Origin of the sequence: Ligilactobacillus sp. LYQ60, assembly GCF_045033015.1 — a bacterium.
Classification (GTDB): Bacteria; Bacillota; Bacilli; order Lactobacillales; family Lactobacillaceae; genus Ligilactobacillus.
Genome location: NZ_JBJFZV010000003.1, coordinates 1 through 18,060, shown reverse-complemented (window position 1 = coordinate 18,060; position 18,060 = coordinate 1). Strand labels below are relative to the sequence as shown.

Genomic DNA, 18,060 nt, shown 5'->3' with positions numbered 1-18,060 from the left:
ATTGGGGAAAAGGTAGGATTCTATTCATCAATTCGGATAAATTGCTGTTGATCAAAATCGTATACGCCTTGATCGGTTAGTTTAAGGGTTGGGATAACTGGAAGAGCGAGGAACGATAGGGTAAGAAACGGATCAAAGTTAAGCGGAGCACTCAATTGTTGGTATGCCGCAGTAACGGTGTGTAATTGGGCAGCCGCTTTTTCAGCGGGAGCTGTAGTCATAAGTCCCGCAACGGGCAGAGGCATACTGGCAACCTCTTGTTCGTGGTTGAAGATGGTGATTCCCCCGCCAATTTGGCACAGGTGGTGAATGGCAGCGATCATATCAGCATCGTTCGTCCCGAGTGCGATGATGTTGTGGGAATCATGCGCAATCGACATTGCAACGGCACCGTGGCGAAGATGCATGCCCTTAACAACGGCTACTCCGACCGTTCCGCGGGCATGATGTCGTTCTACTACCGCGAGTTTTAGTTGGTCCTTTTGGGGGTTAGGAACAAAAATCCCATTCTTGAGGGTGACTTGTTCCACGCTCGTTGTCGTTTCAATGTGGTTAGGCTGAACGGTGATGACCTTAACCCGATCACGCTTAAGGGACAGTGTAAGTTGGATGGGGTCAAACTTAGCGTGCATGGTATTGGAAGTTGGCTGGGAATGCGGTGCCGTAATGGTTGGATCAAGGATGCCCGCTTTGATTACGTGGGCAACCTGGCAGGTAGTAGCAGAGTCGAGGATAACGAGGTCTGCTTGCTGGTTAGGAATTAGGGCACCCCGATCGGTGAGATGGTGAGCTTGGGCGGCGTTGTAGCTTGCCATTACGTATGCGGTGGCGGGGTTAATCCCGTGATGGATGGCGCGTTTAATGCAGTAGTTAATCCCACCTTCGTCTAGGAGGGTGGTTATTAGTTTATCATCGGTACAAAATGCACACCGTTGAGCGTTAGCAGGGGTCACAACTGAAATTAGGTTTTCTAAATCCCGTTCAACGGTTCCTTCACGTAAGAAGAGGAACATCCCCGCATTAATTCGGTCTTGGGCCTGAGCAACGGTCATACATTCGTGGTCGGTAGTGATTCCGTTTTGAACAAGAACGTCAAGTTGTTCCCGGGTTAATCCCGCTCCGTGGCCGTCTGCTTGCCGGTGAGCAGTGCGGCAATCCTGGAGTTTAGTCATCATATCGGGATTATGCTGGGCAACGGCGGGATAGTCCATTACCTCAGAGAGTCCCCCAACCGTGGGATTAGCATAATAGGGTTTGAGGTCTTTAGCTGTTAGGGTGGTGCCGTTGTGCTCAAAGGGAGCGCACGGAACGCACGACGGTAACATGGTGATGATATCAAGGGGAACCTGGCCGGCGTCTTGAAGCATGAAGTCAAGGCCAGTTGTGCCGCAGACGTTTGCAATTTCGTGGGGATCTGTCACGATGGTAGTGGTCCCTTGGGGAAGAAGGACGCGTGCTAGTTCATGCGGAACGAGGAGCGAACTTTCAATATGGACGTGGGCGTCAATAAACCCCGGGACGACGTATTGGTTGGTGGCGTTAATGGTTGTTTTGGCGGTATATTCACCAGAGTGTTCTCCCGTGGCGATAATGGTTCCGTTATTAATCCATAGGGTGTTTGGTTCGAACGCCCGGTTAAAGACGTTGAGCACGTGGTTGCTGGTAACGCAGAGGTCAACGGTTTGCATTATAAGGACTCCTTTATCCGATTAATTATGATGAAAATTCCGTAATGTATTCGTAGATATTGTCAATTAGTATCGGCCGTCCGTGTTTTTTTGTCAAGGTTTAAATTAAAAACCGAACAGTTAGTTATTCAAGGATAACAAAGGGACCGTAACTTTTCGTTACGGTCCCCAATTTATCTGTGTTTAATTTGGGCGACGGCACGTCCACTTCATAAGGAAGTAGAACGGAATTGCTATTACCAAACCGCCAAAGCCCCAAATTAACTCGTGGAGGGTTGCCTGCATGAGTAACCAAATACTTACCACAATGGCAATGAGCGGAATAATTGGTCCACCGGGAATCTTAAACGGTCGGGACGCATCCTTCATTGTGCGGCGAAATACCAAAATAGCTAAGCACGTTGGCAGGTACTGGGCAAACCGGGAAACCACGCTGATTGCGGCAAGGGTTGTAAATGATCCCGAAAGGGCAATCGGCAAGGTAATGATTCCCGTGATAATAATTGCCCAATATTCTACCCCGTATCGGTTACGTTTTAGTATGAAGCGGGGGAGGAGGTTATCATTCGCGAGTGCCACCGCACACCGAGGCGTGATAAATGACGAAGCAATGTTGATGCCCCCGATGGAAATCAACTCACCCGCAGCAACCAGAGCAAATCCTCCTCGTCCAAGGAAATGTTCCATGGCGGTCTGAACGGGCGCTGTTGCGGTTGCAAGGTGGTTTCCAAGGACCCCGATGGCAACAACCTGAATGAGAAGGTAAAAGATAGACACAACCCCCATTACCATTAAAATCGCGCGGGGGAGTGTCTTTTGAGGATTATGCATATCTTCTGCGGCGACTGCGATGGCTTCAAAGCCCGTAAACGCGTAAAAAATTACCAAGCACGCCGCTCCAAAGCCATGGCTTGTTGTAGGAATGGGCGTTGCAGGATGGAAGTTTTTCCCGTGTACGAAAAAGAAGCCAACGATAATAAAGATAACTAGTGGGACGAGTTTTCCAATCGAAGCAAGGTTGTTGATGATTTTGGACGAATTAACGCCGCACAGGTTAATGAGGGTAAGTCCGACAATGATAACGGTCATCACGATGATTTGGGCTGCCCGGGAACTGCATGCCGGGAAAATTTGTCCTAGCGCCGTTGCAAACCCGTTTGCCATGGTTGCCCAGGCAATCATGCTGACAATCCACTTAATGAATCCCACTTCAAATCCCGCGAAGTCGCCGAAGGCCGCGCGGGTATAGACGTATGGCCCACCATCTTTCGAAAAAAGGCCTGCCGCTTCCGCGAAGCACAACGCAATCGTAATTACGAGGAGGGCATCGAAGATAAAAACAAAGATACTTTTTGTTCCCACAAGAGCATAGGCCTTATTGGGAAGCAGGAAAATTCCCGAACCAATAATAGCGTTTACTCCGAGAAGAATAATACTGAGTAAGCCTAGTTTATTTTTGTGTGTTGCCATTAAATCAGTCCTCTCATTTAAATAATTATGCGATAAAAGGCAGTTTATGCCTTTTCCATGAATGCCTTAAAAAGTTGTTGTGCTTGGTGATGCGTTCGGTGCAGCATTTCCGGGTGAAACTGGACAGCAACTTCGAAACCGTCGTAAGCAAAGTTACTAAATCCTTCTACTACACCATCAGGAGCAGTGATGCCGACTTGTAAATCAGCGCCAAGTTCACCAATAACCTGGTGATGGAATGAGTTCACCGTAAATTCACGCTGATCAAAGATGGAAGCAAACGGACTATCGGCACTGACTCGCACCGAGTGAGTTGGCAACGTTGGTTGGTTTGGTTGTGCATGCCGAATGAGTTCATGGTCGGCGTAACTCAAATCCTGAATAATTGTTCCGCCATGATAAACATTAAGAATCTGCGCGCCCCGACAGATTCCTAAAATTGGAAGGTGGCGTTGTTCAGCCTCCTTAATTAATTGGAGTTCAAACTGATCACGATCCGGGAAAGTCGGTCCACATTTTTGGCGGGGTTGTTCACCGTATTCGAGGGGGTTAACGTCTTGTCCCCCACTTAAAATTAATCCGTCGAGGTGGGCGACCTGAGCACTAATTACCGCCGGGTTAGTGGTGACCGGGATAATTACTGGAGTACCACCCGCTTGGACAACGCTATCAATGTAATCATCATTAACGTAGGAGCGGTGGTATCCCGGAAACATTCCGTCTGGATCAGTAATCCAACTGCCGGAAACACCAATTAATTTATTCGTCATTGTAAAACCCTCCAATCAAGCTTACAAAATATAAGTTAATTCTATGTGACTCATTTTTTGAGTGTAAATTAAAATTTTTTATGATGATATAGTTGCCCGAGTTGTCCCCGAAATTCGTCTTGATAACGACGAACGTCGTATCCTGGGAGGATGGTATAGTCGACCTGTTCGCCATGTTCGCTTTGGTCCAAACCACGTTGTTCAGCTTGTTTGCTAACCCGCATTGGTATAAACCGGGCAAGGAGAAGGGCAAGTCCACTCGCTACTATTGTAACAAAGAGGATGGTGGCAATCGTTCCAAATGCCTGGACTCCTAAGAGGTGCCAACCACCCCCGTAAAGAAGCCCGTTAGCAGGAATGTGTGGGTTAACTGTTCGGGTAGCGAAAATACCGGTTAAAATAGACCCGCAAATTCCGGCAACGCCATGGCACCCGAACGCATCAAGGGGATCGTCGATTGGGAGGAACCGTTTGCCCCAGTTAATAAAGGTAAAACTTGCACACGTACACAAAAATCCAATGAAAAGGGCGCCGGTGGTTGAAACGTAACCGGCGGCCGGGGTAATGCCGACAAGGCCACAGAGGGTGCCGGTACAGGTACCGACGAGGGTTGGATGGCCATGTGTAATAATTTCTAACACCATCCACGTAGTAATGGCACCAGCGGTAGCTACCGTTGTTGTAAGAATCGCCTGCAGCGCCACGGAGGTGATTCCCAGGGCAGCGCCGGCGTTAAAGCCATACCACCCAATCCATAAGATGGATGTTCCTAAAAGAATCCATGGTAGATTGTAATGTTGATGAATGGCGGGAAGGCGCCGACCGAGAATGACGGAAAGGACAAGGGAAGTAATTCCCGCGTTAATGTGGACGACAGTCCCCCCAGCAAAGTCGAGGAGACCGGTACGGGCGAGAAGACCGTGTGGGGTCCAAACCATGTGCACAAGTGGATAGTACACTAAAAATGTCCAGGCACATAAAAAAAGTAGAAAATAATTAAACCGCATGCGCCCCACAACCGCGCCAACGAAAAGGGCGGGAGTAATGAGGGCAAACATTAATTGGAAGAGTAGGTAGCTTACCATGGGAATGTGGGTTGTCGCGGTTGAACGCATGAAGTTCACACCGTGAAGGAGCAGATGGTGGACACTGCCGATGATGCCAGCAATATTGGGCCCAAAACAGAGTTCATACCCGCACGTTATGAATAAAAGAACGGCAATTCCACAGATGATAAAAACAGAAAGCATTGTATTAACAACGTTTTTGGGGCTGACTAAGCCGCCATAAAAAAACGCCAGCCCCGGAGTCATCCAGAAAACAAGGATGGTGGCACTAAGGACGAACGCCGTATTAGCAATATTAATCATAAGGAAACTCCTTTGGATTTCGTATATTAGATATTCTAACATAAAAGCGAGTAAATGGCCCCTAATTGCGCCTATTTTTAATGCGTGGTATGCTAAACACCGATTGATATAGTAAGAGAGGAAATTGAATTGATTAGTAAACAAACATGGAAACGGATGGTTCGGTGGGGGAGCTGCCTGGTTGGTGCAGTGGTGATTGCCATTATCGTGGCAGATTTATATTTCTTCCACGTTGCGTTTGTTCCGGCAAAAAAGGATTTTCTTGAAAGGCCGCTTCCCCTTAAACCCGGGACAGCATTGTATCACCAACGATTGTGGTACCATGATACTCCTAAACAGCATTGGACAATGGAATCAGCAAGCGGGCACTATCGTCTGGATGCGAGTTATATTCCGGCGGCCCATTCTAATAAAGCGGTGTTAATTTGCCATGGCTACATGCAAAATAAGAATGATATGGGGGCTTACGCGGCCATGTTCCATCAGTTAGGTTACAATGTTTTGCTGCCAGATGCCCGCGGAATGGGTGATAGCCAAGGGAAATACGTGGGGTTTGGTTGGCCGGAACGGTATGACGAGCGAAAGTGGATGAAGCGGTTAGTCCACCATCTTGGACCACACGTTAAAATTGTGATGTTTGGGGTCAGCATGGGCGGAGCAACCACGATGATGACTAGTGGCATTCAGCTGCCTAAGCAGTGTGTTGCAATGATTGAGGATTGTGGGTACACCAGCGTTAAGGCTGAAATTACGCATGAAGCAAAGGACATGTACCACATGCCTGTTGTTCCGCGCTGGCCATTGATTCCAGTTTTAAGTCTGATGGTAAAATTACGAATTGGATACTTTATGGGTGAGGCGAGCTCAATTCGGATGTTATACCATAACCATCGTCCTATGCTCTTTATTCATGGGGCGAGGGATACGTTTGTTCCAACGTGGATGGTTTATCAAAATTACCAGGCGGATCGGGGACCAAAAGAGTTGTGGATTTGCCCTGATGCCAACCATGCACATTCATACCGGACCCACCCTAAGGAATATGAGTACCATGTGCGGCAATTTTTGAATAGGTATGTACGTTAATGATTTTGGAGAAGGCTGTGACTTAGGTCACAGCCTTCTTGCTACTTTTGTGTAGTTCGGTGTCAAGATAAACGAGCTGAATGAAAGTGGCGTTCCGTTGTTTTATTTTAACTAATTCAAACTAAGGCTAATGAGTGAAGTGAATATGGGTAGATCACTGAATCATTATTTTGTAATTAAGGTAGTGTGTAATTTGCGGTACTCGTTTTTTTGTTTTAATCGGTTCACCCGGGTGGACCAAAAAATAATTTGAAATAATTTTTAATTTCACAAAACAAGAAATGAATTTTGCAAAATAAAAATCATGAGACGGGGTTAATCGCTTTTAATTGCCGTTGATTCGGCGTTTATAGTTGCTATTTAACGCAAAGATTGTGAAAACTATTATTGTGTATTCGCATACAAACATCGTCAATTAAGCATTTCCGGAAAATAACAAAGCCCTTTTTATTTCACAAGCATTGTGATTTGCGCTATAACAAAAAGCGAAAGGAGATGCATTCCGCATGGCAGAAGATGAAATTTTGAAAATGCATGGGGGTGCTAAACCCGGAGTTTTAAGTATGGAACCCCGGTTTGATGTCACTAGTAAGGCTGATCTTGGAAAGGCCTATACACCAGGAGTAGCTGAGATTGCAAAGTTAATTCAGGCTCATCCGGAAGCAAAAGCCAAGTACACAATGAGCGGGAAGCTGGTTGCCATCGTAACGGATGGGACGGCGGTTCTTGGTTTGGGGAACACTGGTCAAGCTGGTGGATTGCCAATTATCGAAGGCAAGGCTTTGTTGTATAAGGATCTTGCTGGGGTTGATGCGGTGCCGTTAGCGCTGAATCAGGTTCCAGTTGATGAATTGGTGACGACGTTAAAGAACATTTCAACGTCGTTTGCCGGGTTCCATCTAGAAGATATTGCGGCGCCGCGATGCTTCGAATTGGAGGAAAAACTTGCTCAGGCAGTTGATATTCCGGTTTACCATGATGACCAGGAAGGAACGGCAATCGTTGTACTTGCTGCTTTAATGAATGCCGCTCAGGTTGTTGGGAAGAATCTGAAAGATTTACGGGTTCTTGTAAATGGAGTTGGAGCTTCTGGTTACGCGACTGCTAAGTTATTGATGGACGCCGGAATTATGAACATCACATTAGTTGATGTTGACGGGCCAGTTACGGCAGACGATGATCGGTTCAATTCATTTCAGCGGGCATTGGCTAAACGAAGCGCAGTAACAAAGCGCTTTACGTCATTGGATGATGCTATCGAAAACCAAGATGTCTTTATTGGTTTATCCGTTGGCGATATTTTGACGGCTGATCAGATTAAGAAGATGGCTGATAAGCCGATCGTCTTTGCACTGGCAAACCCGCGGCCGGAAATTGATCCGCAGGTTGCTCACGATGCAGGAGTGGCTGTAATGGCAACGGGTTCGAGTCAATATCCGAATCAAGTAAACAATGTGTTGGTCTTTCCGGGACTATTCCGGGGATTACTTCGTTCAGGCATTAAAAAGGTTACCCCAGAACTTGAGGTTGCCGTTGCGCGTGGATTAAGTGCGCTGGTTGCTCAACCACAGACGGAAGAAATTATTCCAGGTGTCTTTGATAGTAAAGTGGTTGACACCGTAACGCAGGCTGTTATTCAGTTTGCACACTAAAACATGTGGGCTCTGCCCGGGCTAAGAGAGAAAAATTCTATTAAGGAAGTGACCTTAAATGGGTGTTTTTTGGACATCAATTCAAAGTGTTTTATCAATTGTAATTATGATGGCAGTGGGATACTTCTGCCGGGCGAAGGGTTGGTTTGGTGACAAATTCTCTAAGGGACTCTCTCAGGTTATCATGAAGATTGCGTTACCTTGCGCTATCTTCATGTCAATGTTGCAACGGTTTCACCTTAATCAGTTACGAAGCCTTTCAAAGGGATTAATTTACACGATCCTTGCAATCTTGATTGGCTATGTAATCAGTTGGATTGTTGTGCGGATTTTTAAGATTCCACGGGGTCGGCGGGGATTAATGATGACCGGAATTAACGGTGCTAATACTGTTTTCATTGGGTTACCCTTAAACGTTGCTTTGTTCGGAAACGTTTCAATTCCGTATCTACTGGTTTACTACATTGTTAACACGATTATTATTTGGACACTTGGTGTTTGGGTTATCGCTGCTGACGATCCAACAACGGAACAAGGAAAGGCGCACATCGACTGGAAGCACTTCTTACCAGCACCGATTTGGGGCTTCATCATTGCGCTGCCGTTCTTATTATGGATGCCCAATGCTGCAACGCAATTACCGCCGTTTATTACGCGGACATTGACGGATATTGGTGGGCTTGTTACGCCATTATCATTGATGTACATCGGGATTATGTTACGGGACTTTGGAATCAGCAATATTCGCTTTACGAAGAGCTTAAACTTATCGTTGGTTGGGCGGTTCATCGTATCACCGTTAATCATGTTTGCGATTATTACGATCGGGCTACATGCTGGAATTACGTTAACGCCGATTTTCCACAAGACGTTAATTATTCAGGCCGCCACTCCGTCACTTGCTGTGCTACCGATCTTAGCTGATCAGTATCATGGTGATGTTAAGTTCGCGACGAACTTGGTTGTGGCAACATCTGTGTTATTCGTGGTTGTTGTGCCAGTTATTATGTTGATGATGAGTTATCTTTAATTAAAAATTAAATGAAGGGATGAATTTAAATGGCTAAGATTACGGTTATTGATTATTTAATCGAACGTCTTCACGAGATTGGCGTTGATGATATTTTTGGGGTGCCAGGAGATTATAACCTGTCATTTTTGGATGACGTTGAAAAGAGTGATCAAGTTAACTGGATCGGCGATTGTAATGAATTGAACGCAGCTTATGCAGCTGACGGATATGCCCGGAAGAAGGGTGTCGGGGCTTTGATTACCACATTTGATGTTGGTGAATTAAGTGCTTTGAACGGGGTTGCTGGAAGTTATGCTGAACACATTCCAGTGATTGCTATTACTGGAGCCCCAACGACGAAGGTTCAGGAAAACAAGATGCTGATGCACCATACGGATGCTACGGGAAACTTCAAGCGTTCATACCGGGCATACAAGCAGTTTACGGAGGCTCAAGCACTGTTAGGCTTTGAAAATGCTGGGCGGGAGATTGACCGCGTCTTAACGACGGCGATTATTAAGAGTCGGCCGGTTTACATCTCATTACCACTAGATGTTGCTCACAGTAAAATTGATGCTCCGGCTGAACCGTTGAACTTAACGGTTGAAAATACCGACCACACGGAACGGGTCGCCCAACGACTTGCTGATGAATTGAAGAAGGCTAAAAAACCAGTTATTCTTGCTGGGAACGAAATTATGACGTTCCGGGCACGGGAAGCCTTTGAAAAGATGATTAATCAGTTGCACCTGCCAGTAGCAACCGTTTTGTTAGGAAAGTCATCAATCAACGAAGAAAACCCATACTTCATCGGAACGTACTATCCACAGTATGGTGATAAGCGGGTTTTGAATTACGTCAATGAAAGTGACCTCGTTGTTATCTTTGGAAGTAAGTTAATTGACGTTAACACTGGAAGTTTTACCCAGTGCTTCACCCAGGATCATACCGTTGTTTTAAATTCGGATAATACGGATTTCTTCGGTACGAAGAGCCGGGGAGTTAACATCAATAACCTGATTGCTGATGTTACTAAGAAGGCAACACCGTTCGACTTTGATAGTACCGGATTACAAAACGTTGAGCCGGACGTTAAGTACGAGGACAATGACGACGCTGAGTTGAACCTTGGTCAGTACATGTACGCTTTTAAGAACTTTATGCAGCCAAACGACACGATTTATACTGAAACGGGAACGTCACAGTATGGGTTGTCATTTATGAATCTGCGTGAAGGCACGGACTTCCAGGCACAACCGCTGTGGGGTTCAATTGGGTATACTCTGCCAGCTGTCCTGGGAAGTCAGATCGCTGATCCGGAAGGACGGCACATCTTATCGATTGGAGACGGTTCTGCCCAGATGACGGTTCAAGAATTAAGCCTGATTCAGCGGCACCACCTAAAGCCAATTATCTTCCTGGTGGACAACGATGGGTACACTATCGAACGGGTTATTCACGGAGCGCATGCTCAGTACAATGATATTGCTGTATGGGACTATACGAAGTTACCAACTGCGCTTGGAATTACACCGGACGTGATGGACGTAAACGTGGCAACAACGAAGGATGAATTGAATGCCGTTATGAAGGAAATCGCGGACGATCGGAGTAAGGCTCACTTCGTAATTGTTAAGACTAAGCCGTTGGACGCGCCAGAGTTAGTTAAGAAGATTGGGAAGTCAATGAGTTTGATTGATAAGTCCCATTTCTACGGTGAAGAGGATTAATTTTTAAAGATAGTTAAGAATAATTAGCAAATTAAAGAGCGCAGCTTAATTTTTAAGCTGCGCTCTTTTTTTATGCGTATTATCTTTGATATGAAAAATATAAATTATTTTTTTAATTGGTCTTTTTAGTAGCGCTCTTTTCAATGACTTTTAGTTTGTGCCCCTCGAATGTATAACCAAACCCGCGGACTGTTTTGACGTATTTAGGATGATGGGGATCTGGTTCAATCTTATCACGAAGGTGACTGATATGGATATCAACAATTCGGGATGTTCCCAAGTCGTTCCCGTAATTCCACACGCCGCGAAGGAGTTGTTCACGGGAAAGAACCTGATTTTTGTTTTTTATTAAATAAAAAAGTAGTTTAAATTCTTTGGGGGTTAATCCTAAATTTTCGTTATCTTTTAAAACCCGATAGTGATCGATATCTAATACAAGATTATCAAGTTGAAAATGTTTTGGAGATGAATGGCTGAGACTTTCAGTTTCGGACTTAGGATGGGAAGCTGGTTCCTCAGTAGTGATAACGGATTGGTGAATAAGTTTAGGCGGATTGTGGGATGTTTGGATAGTTCGGCTCCATAGGCATTGTTGCATTCGAATAATTATTTCTTCGTATTCATATGGTTGAGTAACGTAATCATCAATGTGGAGGGCAAAAAGTTGCATTTCATATTCAAGGTTTTTTGTAGTCGCTAGTGTTATGATGGGGCGATTAAAGATTGTCCGGATTTTTTTAATAAGAGGAAGGGTGGTTGTTGAAGATGCTACCGTTAAATCCCAGATAATTCCCGCAACGTGACGGTGTTTAACAAAATCTAACACTTCTTCAGGATCAGTAGTATTATAAACCATCCAGCCGTGGTCGTTACAGTAAGTATTTAGTTTCATAAATAGCGGAAGTTGTTTGGTAATTAAAATCAGCCGTTCTTTCACAAATTCCACCTCCATTAATATCTAATAAACATTATTCCATATAAACCAATAAAAACGAACGGATTTACAAAATATTTACATTGCCTTTACACGAAATTGATCCGAAGTTTACATTCCGTCAGTACATTAAGGTTAGGCCGATGAATGAAAGGAATGATAAAGGTGAAGAAGGGCAAGATCGTAAAAGGGATTTGTTTTGGCGGCCTCCTTTTACTTTTAGGCGGGTGTGCGAATCACGCCCAGAATAAAATTACCATTGTTGGTTCGACTGCGTTACAACCGTTAGTTGAAAAGGCAGCGACTGAGTTTGAAAAGGAACATGGTGGTAACCTGACCGTTCAAGGAGGAGGGTCTGGAACAGGATTAAGTCAAGTTCAGGAAGGAGCCGTTCAAGTCGGCGATTCGGATGTTTTTGCGCAACAACAAAGTGGGATTCACACAAATAAACTGGTTGATCATCGGGTTGCAGTGACGGGAATGGCTCCCATTGTTAACCGTAAAGTTAAGGTTAGTAATGTAACAATGCAACAGTTACGGGAGATTTTTACGGGAAAAATTACAAACTGGAAACAACTTGGGGGACGAAATCAAAAGATTGTAGTGATTAACCGGGCGAAGGGAAGTGGAACACGACTTACTTTTCAAAATACCGTAATGAAGGGGCAAAAAATGATGAGTGCTCAAGAGCAAGACTCTAACGGGACGGTTCAGCAGATCGTTGCAAATACACCAGGTGCAATTAGCTATATTTCTTTTTCATATCTTCAGAGTCAGGGAATTCATCCATTGAAAATTAATGGGGTGCAGCCATCTGCCAAGAACGTAATGACCAATAGGTGGAAAATTTGGTCGTATGAACATATGTACACTCGGGGAAAACCAACCGGAACGACGAAGCGTTTTCTGAAGTATATGCTTTCCTCTTCCGTTCAACACAAAATGGTGAAGGAAATGAAGTACATCAGTATTCATAACATGCAAGTAAAAAAGGACGTTAATGGTAAGGTCACTCCGGTAAGGGGGGAGCATTAAATGGATGAAATTAAACAAAAGTTATTAAGTAAATCAAGACAAACGGCGGAAGACCGATGGGGAAAACTATTATGTTTTACGTGTCTTGGGCTGATCATTGTTTTAATTGTTGCAATTTTATATTTCATTATTAACAAGGGAATTGCAACTTTTACTTTGGATCACCTAAGCCTTATTCAATTTCTTACAGGCAAACAATGGAACCCGGGGCATCATCAGGTTGGGGCGTTGCCAATGATTTTAACGTCTTTTCTAGTAACGGTTTTAGCAGCGTGTCTTGCAACTCCGTTTGCGATTGGGGTAGCCATTTTTATGACTGAATACGCTCCTAAAAAGGGAACGCAGGCACTCCGGGCAGTAACCGAACTATTGGTTGGAATCCCATCGGTTGTATATGGGTACATTGGACTAGTAGTGATTGTTCCACTAGTCCGGAGAACGATTGGTGGGACCGGATTTGGGATTTTAGCCGGAACGGTTGTTTTATTTGTCATGATTTTACCGACCGTCATTTCATTGACGGCTGACAGCCTCAAGGAGGTTCCTATTGATTATAGGCAAGCGGCTCTTTCACTGGGTGCAACAAAATGGCAGGCAATCTACAAAATTGTTTTACGCGCGGCGTTACCGGGAATTCTGACGGCGGTTATTTTTGGGATGACTCGCGCCTTTGGGGAAGCACTTGCTGTTCAAATGGTAATTGGAAATGCGGTTCTAATGCCGCGGGGATTGGGTTCACCGACAGCCACGTTGACTAGCCAATTAACTAGTCAAATGGGGAATACGGTTCTTGGAACCGTATCAAATAATGCATTGTGGTCGTTAGCGCTAGTGTTACTGGTAATGTCTCTAGCCTTTAACTTGTTAATCAGGTTAATTACCCGGAAAGGAGCGATTAAAAAATGAACCCAGAGAAAGCGAATCGTATTGCCAAAGAGGTTATTTATGGGGCGGTTGGGTTGTTACTGTTACTATTATTTTTCTTAATAGGCTATATTTTGGTTACGGGACTCCCAGGAATTTCATGGCATTTCTTAACAAGCGTTAGTCAATCTTTTAAAGCAGGGGGTGGAATTCGTGATCAAATTTTTAACTCCGTTTATATCCTCATTTTAACAACGATAATTTCATTTCCGATTGCGTTAGGAGTGGGGATTTACTTAGCCGAATATGCAAAGGATAACTGGTTCACTAGCTTGCTAAGAACAATTATTGAATTGTTAAGTTCATTACCATCGATTGTAGTAGGACTTTTTGGTTATCTTCTGTTTGTGGTGAAATTTCAAATTGGGTTTTCAATTATTTCTGGGGCAATCACCCTAACGTTCTTTAACTTGCCACTCCTAACGCGAAGTATTGAAGATGCGTTTCGCTCGGTAGCAGTTGAACAACGACAGGCCGGGGTAGCCCTGGGGATTTCAAAGTGGAAGACGATAACCGGAATTGTTTTTCCGTGTGCGCTTCCTAAAATCATCACCGGGGTCATTTTAAGTGCAGGGCGAATCTTTGGGGAAGCGGCTGCCTTGATTTATACGGCGGGGCAAAGTAATTCGACAATTAATTACGCTAATTGGAATCCGTTTTCGGCAACCAGCCCGTTAAATATTTTTCGTCCAGCAGAAACCTTAGCAGTCCATATTTGGAAGGTTAACGCCGAATCGATTTTGCCAGACGCTCATCAGGTTTCAAGCGGCTCTGCGGCAGTATTAATTATTGTGATTTTACTCTTTAATCTGAGTGCACGGTGGTTGGGAAACGTTGTTTACCGAAAAATGACGGCAACGGATAGGAGAGAGGGTTAATGAAAATTACTGAAAAATACATTAGAAAAATTGATACCCCGGTGGCGTTAAGTACTAATGAGGTAGCGGTATATTATGGAGATAAACAGGCCTTTACTGGGGGGACGATTGAATTTCCCCGGCACCGGATTACCGCGCTAATTGGTCCGTCTGGGTGTGGTAAATCAACGTTTTTACGGTCGCTTAACCGAATGAATGATGGAGTTGCGCGGGTTGAAGGACAGATTATGTACCACGGCTTGGATATAAATACCGCTGCGGTTAACGTTTATGAGCTTCGTAAGCACATCGGAATGGTGTTTCAGCACCCCAACCCCTTTTATAAATCAATTCGGGAGAATATTACGTATGCTCTTAAGTACCACGGGGTTAGGAAACAGGATGTTTTGGAGCAAAAGGTGGAAGAAAGTTTGCGCGCAGTTGCTTTATGGGATGAAGTGAAGGATTCACTTGATAAAAACGGTAGGCGGCTTTCGGGGGGGCAGCAACAACGCCTTTGCATTGCCAGGGCGATTGCGATGGAACCCGATATTTTGCTTCTTGATGAGCCAACAAGTGGGTTGGATCCAATTTCAACGCGTAAAGTGGAGAATACGCTCCAGGAATTAAAGCAACGATATACGATTATCATTGTGACGCATAACATGCAACAAGCTTCTCGAAGCAGCGATTATACCGCTTTTCTTAATTGGGGGCAAATTGTTGAATTTGATGAAACTGCGCAAATTTTCACGACGCCTCACGTTCAGATGACGGAAGATTATGTTTCGGGGAACTTTGGCTAGGAGGAATGTTAGATGCCACAAATTATTACAGCAAAAAACGTTCACCTGTATTACGGGAAGAAGGAAGCCCTCCGGGGGTTTGACATTGGTTTTAATGAAAAACAGGTTACGGCGCTGATTGGTCCATCAGGGTGTGGGAAGTCGACTTTTTTAAGATGCTTGAATCGAATGAATGATTTGATTGAAAATGTGACGATCACGGGAAGTTTCCGGTTGCATGGGGAGGATATTTATAGCCCTCGGATGAACGTTGTGAAGTTGCGGAAAGAGGTGGGAATGGTGTTTCAACAACCAAACCCTTTCCCCCTTTCGGTATATGATAATATTGCCTTTGGATTAAGGTTAAACGGGATTAAAGATAAGCAGACGATTGATCAGGAAGTTGAGGAGAGTCTTAGAAAAGCAGCCGTTTGGGATGAAGTGAAGGATAACCTTAAAACAAGTGCCCTTGCACTTTCCGGGGGGCAGCAACAACGGGTTTGTATCGCCCGGGTACTGGCTGTTCACCCGCAAGTTATTTTAATGGATGAGCCGACGAGCGCCCTTGATCCAATTTCAAATGCTCAAATTGAAGATATGCTGGTAGAATTAAAGAAGGATTATACGATTATTATCGTGACGCATAATATGCAACAGGCTGCTAGGATTTCAGATCAAACCGCATTCTTTTTAAACGGTGATTTAGTAGAGTTCGGAGAGACGAAAAAATTGTTCATGACACCGAAGGAAAAATTAACAGATGACTATCTGAACGGCCGGTTTGGTTAAGGGGGATTAAAAATGGTAAATGAAATTTTTAAGGATGAAATGAAAAAGCTGAACGGACGGTTTAACGAAATGGGGATTGATATTAGCGAGCAAATTTATCAAGCAACTAAGTCGTTTATCGACCATAACCAGCAACTGGCGGAAAAAAACATTGAACGTGACAAGGCGATTAATGATAATGAGATTGCGCTTGAAGAACGAGCATTAGATTTAATTGCATTACAGCAACCAGTTGCGCATGAATTTCGGAAAATTATCAGCATTTTAAAAGCAAGTTCCGATTTGGAGCGGATTGGTGATCATGCGGTTTTAATTGCCCGGGAAACCATTCGTTTAAAGGGAAATAACCGGATCCCGGAAATTGAAGAGTTAATTTCAGCCTTGACGGCGGATATCCGGAACATGTTAGAGCAGTCATTGGACGCTGTGATTCGTGATGATGAGAAAGCGGCGCGGAAAATTGCAGCGATGGATCCTGAAATTGACCGGCAATATTACCATATTTATCAGATGATTGTCGAAATCATGAAGCGTGAAACAAGTACGGCCGTTGCGGCAATGAGTTATTTAATGGTCACGCGAATCCTTGAGCGAATTGGTGATCATATTGTTAATTTGTGCGAATGGGTTGTGTATGAAACGACGGGAAAGATTCAGGAGTTGAATCCCGGAAAAATTAACCGGGACGAATATTTAAAAATTGAGGAACAGGAGGCCGTTACGCGGCATGAGCGTAAAAAGGCGCGGCTGAAACGGGAAAATCAGAAATAGGCATTTAAAATTAACATGAATGAAAACGGCTAATTAGGAATTAGAAGGAGGAATTATCTTAAATGAAAGTGACGGTTTCACGCGATGGATTAACGCTGCGTGGCTTTTTCGATGTTCCTGCGGGGAAAACAACGTTTGATTGTGCAGTCATTTTTCATGGATTCACGGGGAACTGTGGTCGGGAGAAGGATCGCATTGAATATCAAGCAGCCCAGACATTACTCAGTGCTGGGATGGCAGTAGCGCGGTTTGATTTTAACGGTCATGGGCAGAGTGACGGGCGACTTGAGGACATGACGGTCTTAAATGAACTGGGCGATGCACGGGCAGTGTTCCAGTTCGTCCAGCAGCAACCCGGCGTTCAGCGAATTATGCTAGTGGGCATGTCCCAGGGAGGCGTGGTTGCTAGTATGCTGGCTGGCTATTACCACGATAAGGTTGATAAGTTAGTGTTAATGTACCCGGCTGCCACGCTTAAGGATGATGCCCAGCACGGTGAAATGCAGGGGCTTCACTATGATCCCCAGCAGATTCCTGCCGTTCAAGTTTGGCATTCAAACCACGGTGATTTTTCGGTGGGGGACTTTTATTTCCGAACAGCGCAGACACTGCCGATTTATGAAGTAGCTAAGCAATACCAGGGACAAGTACTGCTCTTACACGGCGATACGGACCAGGTTGTTCCCCGGAGTGCTTCGGAAAAATACCTATCAGGATACCAGCATGCTGAGTATCACTTAATTCCAGGAGGCGATCATGGCTTTCATGCTTCTGCGGCCCGAAAAGAAGCGCTTCGGTTGCTTGAAGCGTTTGTGTGGAAGAACGAGTAGTTTAATTGCTAACTTAGTAAAAAATAAACAAGGAGTACGGGAAATTTCGTGAAATCCGTTCACTTTCCGGGGCAGTGGGAAGTAATTTCATATGAAAGAAGGTGTGCATTTCGGTTTCTGTCACCCGGAATGCAGTATTGATGGCTAGTCCACGAAATATTTTAGCCCACCGGGGAATGTCAACTTTAGCCCCCGAAAACACCATGCCAGCGTTTGAATTGCTGACCAAATACGGGGTACGGTGGCTTGAAACCGATTTAGGCATTACCAAGGATGAACACGTCGTGGTGTTGCACGATGACTACCTTGACCGGACAACTTCGGGAAGCGGGCCGTTAACGGACATCATGTTCAATG

At 44.7% G+C, this 18,060-nt stretch carries 17 protein-coding genes; 12 read left to right on the top strand and 5 right to left on the bottom strand.

Going from position 1 to position 18,060, the window contains the following annotated elements; genetic code table 11:
- Positions 1 to 20 precede the first annotated feature (20 nt).
- The 4 genes from ade to ACI3EZ_RS03830 all read right to left on the bottom strand — a co-directional run bounded on the left by ade (position 21) and on the right by ACI3EZ_RS03830 (position 5,295).
- Complete coding sequence (gene ade, locus ACI3EZ_RS03845; protein WP_405025580.1) at positions 21 to 1,688, bottom strand: adenine deaminase; 1,668 nt, start codon at positions 1,686 to 1,688, stop codon at positions 21 to 23.
- Positions 1,689 to 1,871: 183 nt separating this feature from the next.
- On the bottom strand, positions 1,872 to 3,158 hold the full coding sequence (locus tag ACI3EZ_RS03840; RefSeq protein ID WP_405025579.1) for an APC family permease: 1,287 nt from the start codon (positions 3,156 to 3,158) through the stop codon (positions 1,872 to 1,874).
- A 44-nt stretch (positions 3,159 to 3,202) separates the two neighbouring features.
- Positions 3,203 to 3,928: a gamma-glutamyl-gamma-aminobutyrate hydrolase family protein gene (locus ACI3EZ_RS03835; RefSeq protein ID WP_405025578.1), complete on the bottom strand. Its 726-nt coding sequence runs from the start codon at positions 3,926 to 3,928 to the stop codon at positions 3,203 to 3,205.
- A 68-nt stretch (positions 3,929 to 3,996) separates the two neighbouring features.
- The gene (locus tag ACI3EZ_RS03830) at positions 3,997 to 5,295 is read right to left on the bottom strand and encodes an ammonium transporter (protein ID WP_405025671.1); all 1,299 of its coding nucleotides are present in this window, start codon (positions 5,293 to 5,295) and stop codon (positions 3,997 to 3,999) included.
- A gap of 159 nt (positions 5,296 to 5,454) precedes the next feature.
- Between ACI3EZ_RS03830 and ACI3EZ_RS03825 the strand changes: the two genes are divergently transcribed.
- The 4 genes from ACI3EZ_RS03825 (at position 5,455) to ACI3EZ_RS03810 (ending at position 10,778) form a co-directional block, all read left to right on the top strand.
- Positions 5,455 to 6,384 (top strand): alpha/beta hydrolase, encoded by a 930-nt coding sequence (locus tag ACI3EZ_RS03825; protein WP_405025670.1) that lies wholly within the window; start codon positions 5,455 to 5,457, stop codon positions 6,382 to 6,384.
- A 506-nt stretch (positions 6,385 to 6,890) separates the two neighbouring features.
- The gene (locus ACI3EZ_RS03820) at positions 6,891 to 8,036 is read left to right on the top strand and encodes an NADP-dependent malic enzyme (RefSeq protein ID WP_405025577.1); all 1,146 of its coding nucleotides are present in this window, start codon (positions 6,891 to 6,893) and stop codon (positions 8,034 to 8,036) included.
- Between the two features lie 58 nt (positions 8,037 to 8,094).
- Positions 8,095 to 9,066, top strand: a complete 972-nt coding sequence (locus tag ACI3EZ_RS03815; RefSeq protein ID WP_405024127.1) for an AEC family transporter — start codon at positions 8,095 to 8,097, stop codon at positions 9,064 to 9,066.
- A gap of 29 nt (positions 9,067 to 9,095) precedes the next feature.
- On the top strand, positions 9,096 to 10,778 hold the full coding sequence (locus ACI3EZ_RS03810) for an alpha-keto acid decarboxylase family protein (RefSeq protein ID WP_405025576.1): 1,683 nt from the start codon (positions 9,096 to 9,098) through the stop codon (positions 10,776 to 10,778).
- Positions 10,779 to 10,890: 112 nt separating this feature from the next.
- Here ACI3EZ_RS03810 and ACI3EZ_RS03805 read toward each other — a convergent pair whose 3' ends face one another.
- Entirely contained in the window at positions 10,891 to 11,715 is an 825-nt protein-coding gene (locus ACI3EZ_RS03805; RefSeq protein ID WP_405025575.1) for a DNA-binding response regulator, read from the bottom strand.
- A 153-nt stretch (positions 11,716 to 11,868) separates the two neighbouring features.
- Here ACI3EZ_RS03805 and ACI3EZ_RS03800 point away from each other — a divergent pair, with 153 nt between their 5' ends.
- The 8 genes from ACI3EZ_RS03800 to ACI3EZ_RS03765 form a co-directional block, all read left to right on the top strand.
- A complete protein-coding gene (locus ACI3EZ_RS03800; RefSeq protein WP_405025574.1) occupies positions 11,869 to 12,747 on the top strand; it encodes a phosphate ABC transporter substrate-binding protein in 879 nt (292 codons plus the stop codon).
- A complete protein-coding gene (gene pstC, locus ACI3EZ_RS03795; RefSeq protein WP_405025573.1) occupies positions 12,748 to 13,653 on the top strand; it encodes a phosphate ABC transporter permease subunit PstC in 906 nt (301 codons plus the stop codon).
- Positions 13,650 to 14,549: a phosphate ABC transporter permease PstA gene (pstA, locus tag ACI3EZ_RS03790; protein ID WP_405024122.1), complete on the top strand. Its 900-nt coding sequence runs from the start codon at positions 13,650 to 13,652 to the stop codon at positions 14,547 to 14,549. Before pstC ends, pstA begins: the two co-directional genes overlap by 4 nt.
- Positions 14,549 to 15,334 carry a phosphate ABC transporter ATP-binding protein PstB gene (gene pstB / locus ACI3EZ_RS03785; protein ID WP_405025572.1) on the top strand — a complete coding sequence of 262 codons (786 nt, stop codon included), beginning with the start codon at positions 14,549 to 14,551 and terminating at the stop codon, positions 15,332 to 15,334. The genes pstA and pstB (ACI3EZ_RS03785) overlap by 1 nt, the downstream gene beginning before the upstream one ends.
- A gap of 12 nt (positions 15,335 to 15,346) precedes the next feature.
- The gene (gene pstB, locus ACI3EZ_RS03780; RefSeq protein ID WP_405024120.1) at positions 15,347 to 16,102 is read left to right on the top strand and encodes a phosphate ABC transporter ATP-binding protein PstB; all 756 of its coding nucleotides are present in this window, start codon (positions 15,347 to 15,349) and stop codon (positions 16,100 to 16,102) included.
- A 12-nt stretch (positions 16,103 to 16,114) separates the two neighbouring features.
- Positions 16,115 to 16,873: a phosphate signaling complex protein PhoU gene (gene phoU, locus ACI3EZ_RS03775; protein WP_405025571.1), complete on the top strand. Its 759-nt coding sequence runs from the start codon at positions 16,115 to 16,117 to the stop codon at positions 16,871 to 16,873.
- A gap of 62 nt (positions 16,874 to 16,935) precedes the next feature.
- Positions 16,936 to 17,703 carry an alpha/beta hydrolase gene (locus ACI3EZ_RS03770; protein WP_405025570.1) on the top strand — a complete coding sequence of 256 codons (768 nt, stop codon included), beginning with the start codon at positions 16,936 to 16,938 and terminating at the stop codon, positions 17,701 to 17,703.
- A gap of 140 nt (positions 17,704 to 17,843) precedes the next feature.
- Positions 17,844 to 18,060: glycerophosphodiester phosphodiesterase family protein (locus ACI3EZ_RS03765; RefSeq protein ID WP_405025569.1), on the top strand; the 217-nt coding region annotated here is incomplete at its 3' end.

Excerpts from the sequence above, each read along its gene's own strand:
- ade (WP_405025580.1), bottom strand. The coding sequence starts at position 1,688 with ATGCAAACCGTTGACCTCTGCGTTACCAGCAACCACGTGCTCAACGTC.
- ACI3EZ_RS03840 (WP_405025579.1), bottom strand. The coding sequence starts at position 3,158 with ATGGCAACACACAAAAATAAACTAGGCTTACTCAGTATTATTCTTCTC.
- ACI3EZ_RS03835 (WP_405025578.1), bottom strand. The coding sequence starts at position 3,928 with ATGACGAATAAATTAATTGGTGTTTCCGGCAGTTGGATTACTGATCCA.
- ACI3EZ_RS03825 (WP_405025670.1), top strand. The coding sequence starts at position 5,455 with ATGGTTCGGTGGGGGAGCTGCCTGGTTGGTGCAGTGGTGATTGCCATT.
- ACI3EZ_RS03820 (WP_405025577.1), top strand. The coding sequence starts at position 6,891 with ATGGCAGAAGATGAAATTTTGAAAATGCATGGGGGTGCTAAACCCGGA.
- ACI3EZ_RS03815 (WP_405024127.1), top strand. The coding sequence starts at position 8,095 with ATGGGTGTTTTTTGGACATCAATTCAAAGTGTTTTATCAATTGTAATT.
- ACI3EZ_RS03810 (WP_405025576.1), top strand. The coding sequence starts at position 9,096 with ATGGCTAAGATTACGGTTATTGATTATTTAATCGAACGTCTTCACGAG.
- ACI3EZ_RS03800 (WP_405025574.1), top strand. The coding sequence starts at position 11,869 with ATGATAAAGGTGAAGAAGGGCAAGATCGTAAAAGGGATTTGTTTTGGC.
- pstC (WP_405025573.1), top strand. The coding sequence starts at position 12,748 with ATGGATGAAATTAAACAAAAGTTATTAAGTAAATCAAGACAAACGGCG.
- pstA (WP_405024122.1), top strand. The coding sequence starts at position 13,650 with ATGAACCCAGAGAAAGCGAATCGTATTGCCAAAGAGGTTATTTATGGG.
- pstB (WP_405025572.1), top strand. The coding sequence starts at position 14,549 with ATGAAAATTACTGAAAAATACATTAGAAAAATTGATACCCCGGTGGCG.
- pstB (WP_405024120.1), top strand. The coding sequence starts at position 15,347 with ATGCCACAAATTATTACAGCAAAAAACGTTCACCTGTATTACGGGAAG.
- phoU (WP_405025571.1), top strand. The coding sequence starts at position 16,115 with ATGGTAAATGAAATTTTTAAGGATGAAATGAAAAAGCTGAACGGACGG.
- ACI3EZ_RS03770 (WP_405025570.1), top strand. The coding sequence starts at position 16,936 with ATGAAAGTGACGGTTTCACGCGATGGATTAACGCTGCGTGGCTTTTTC.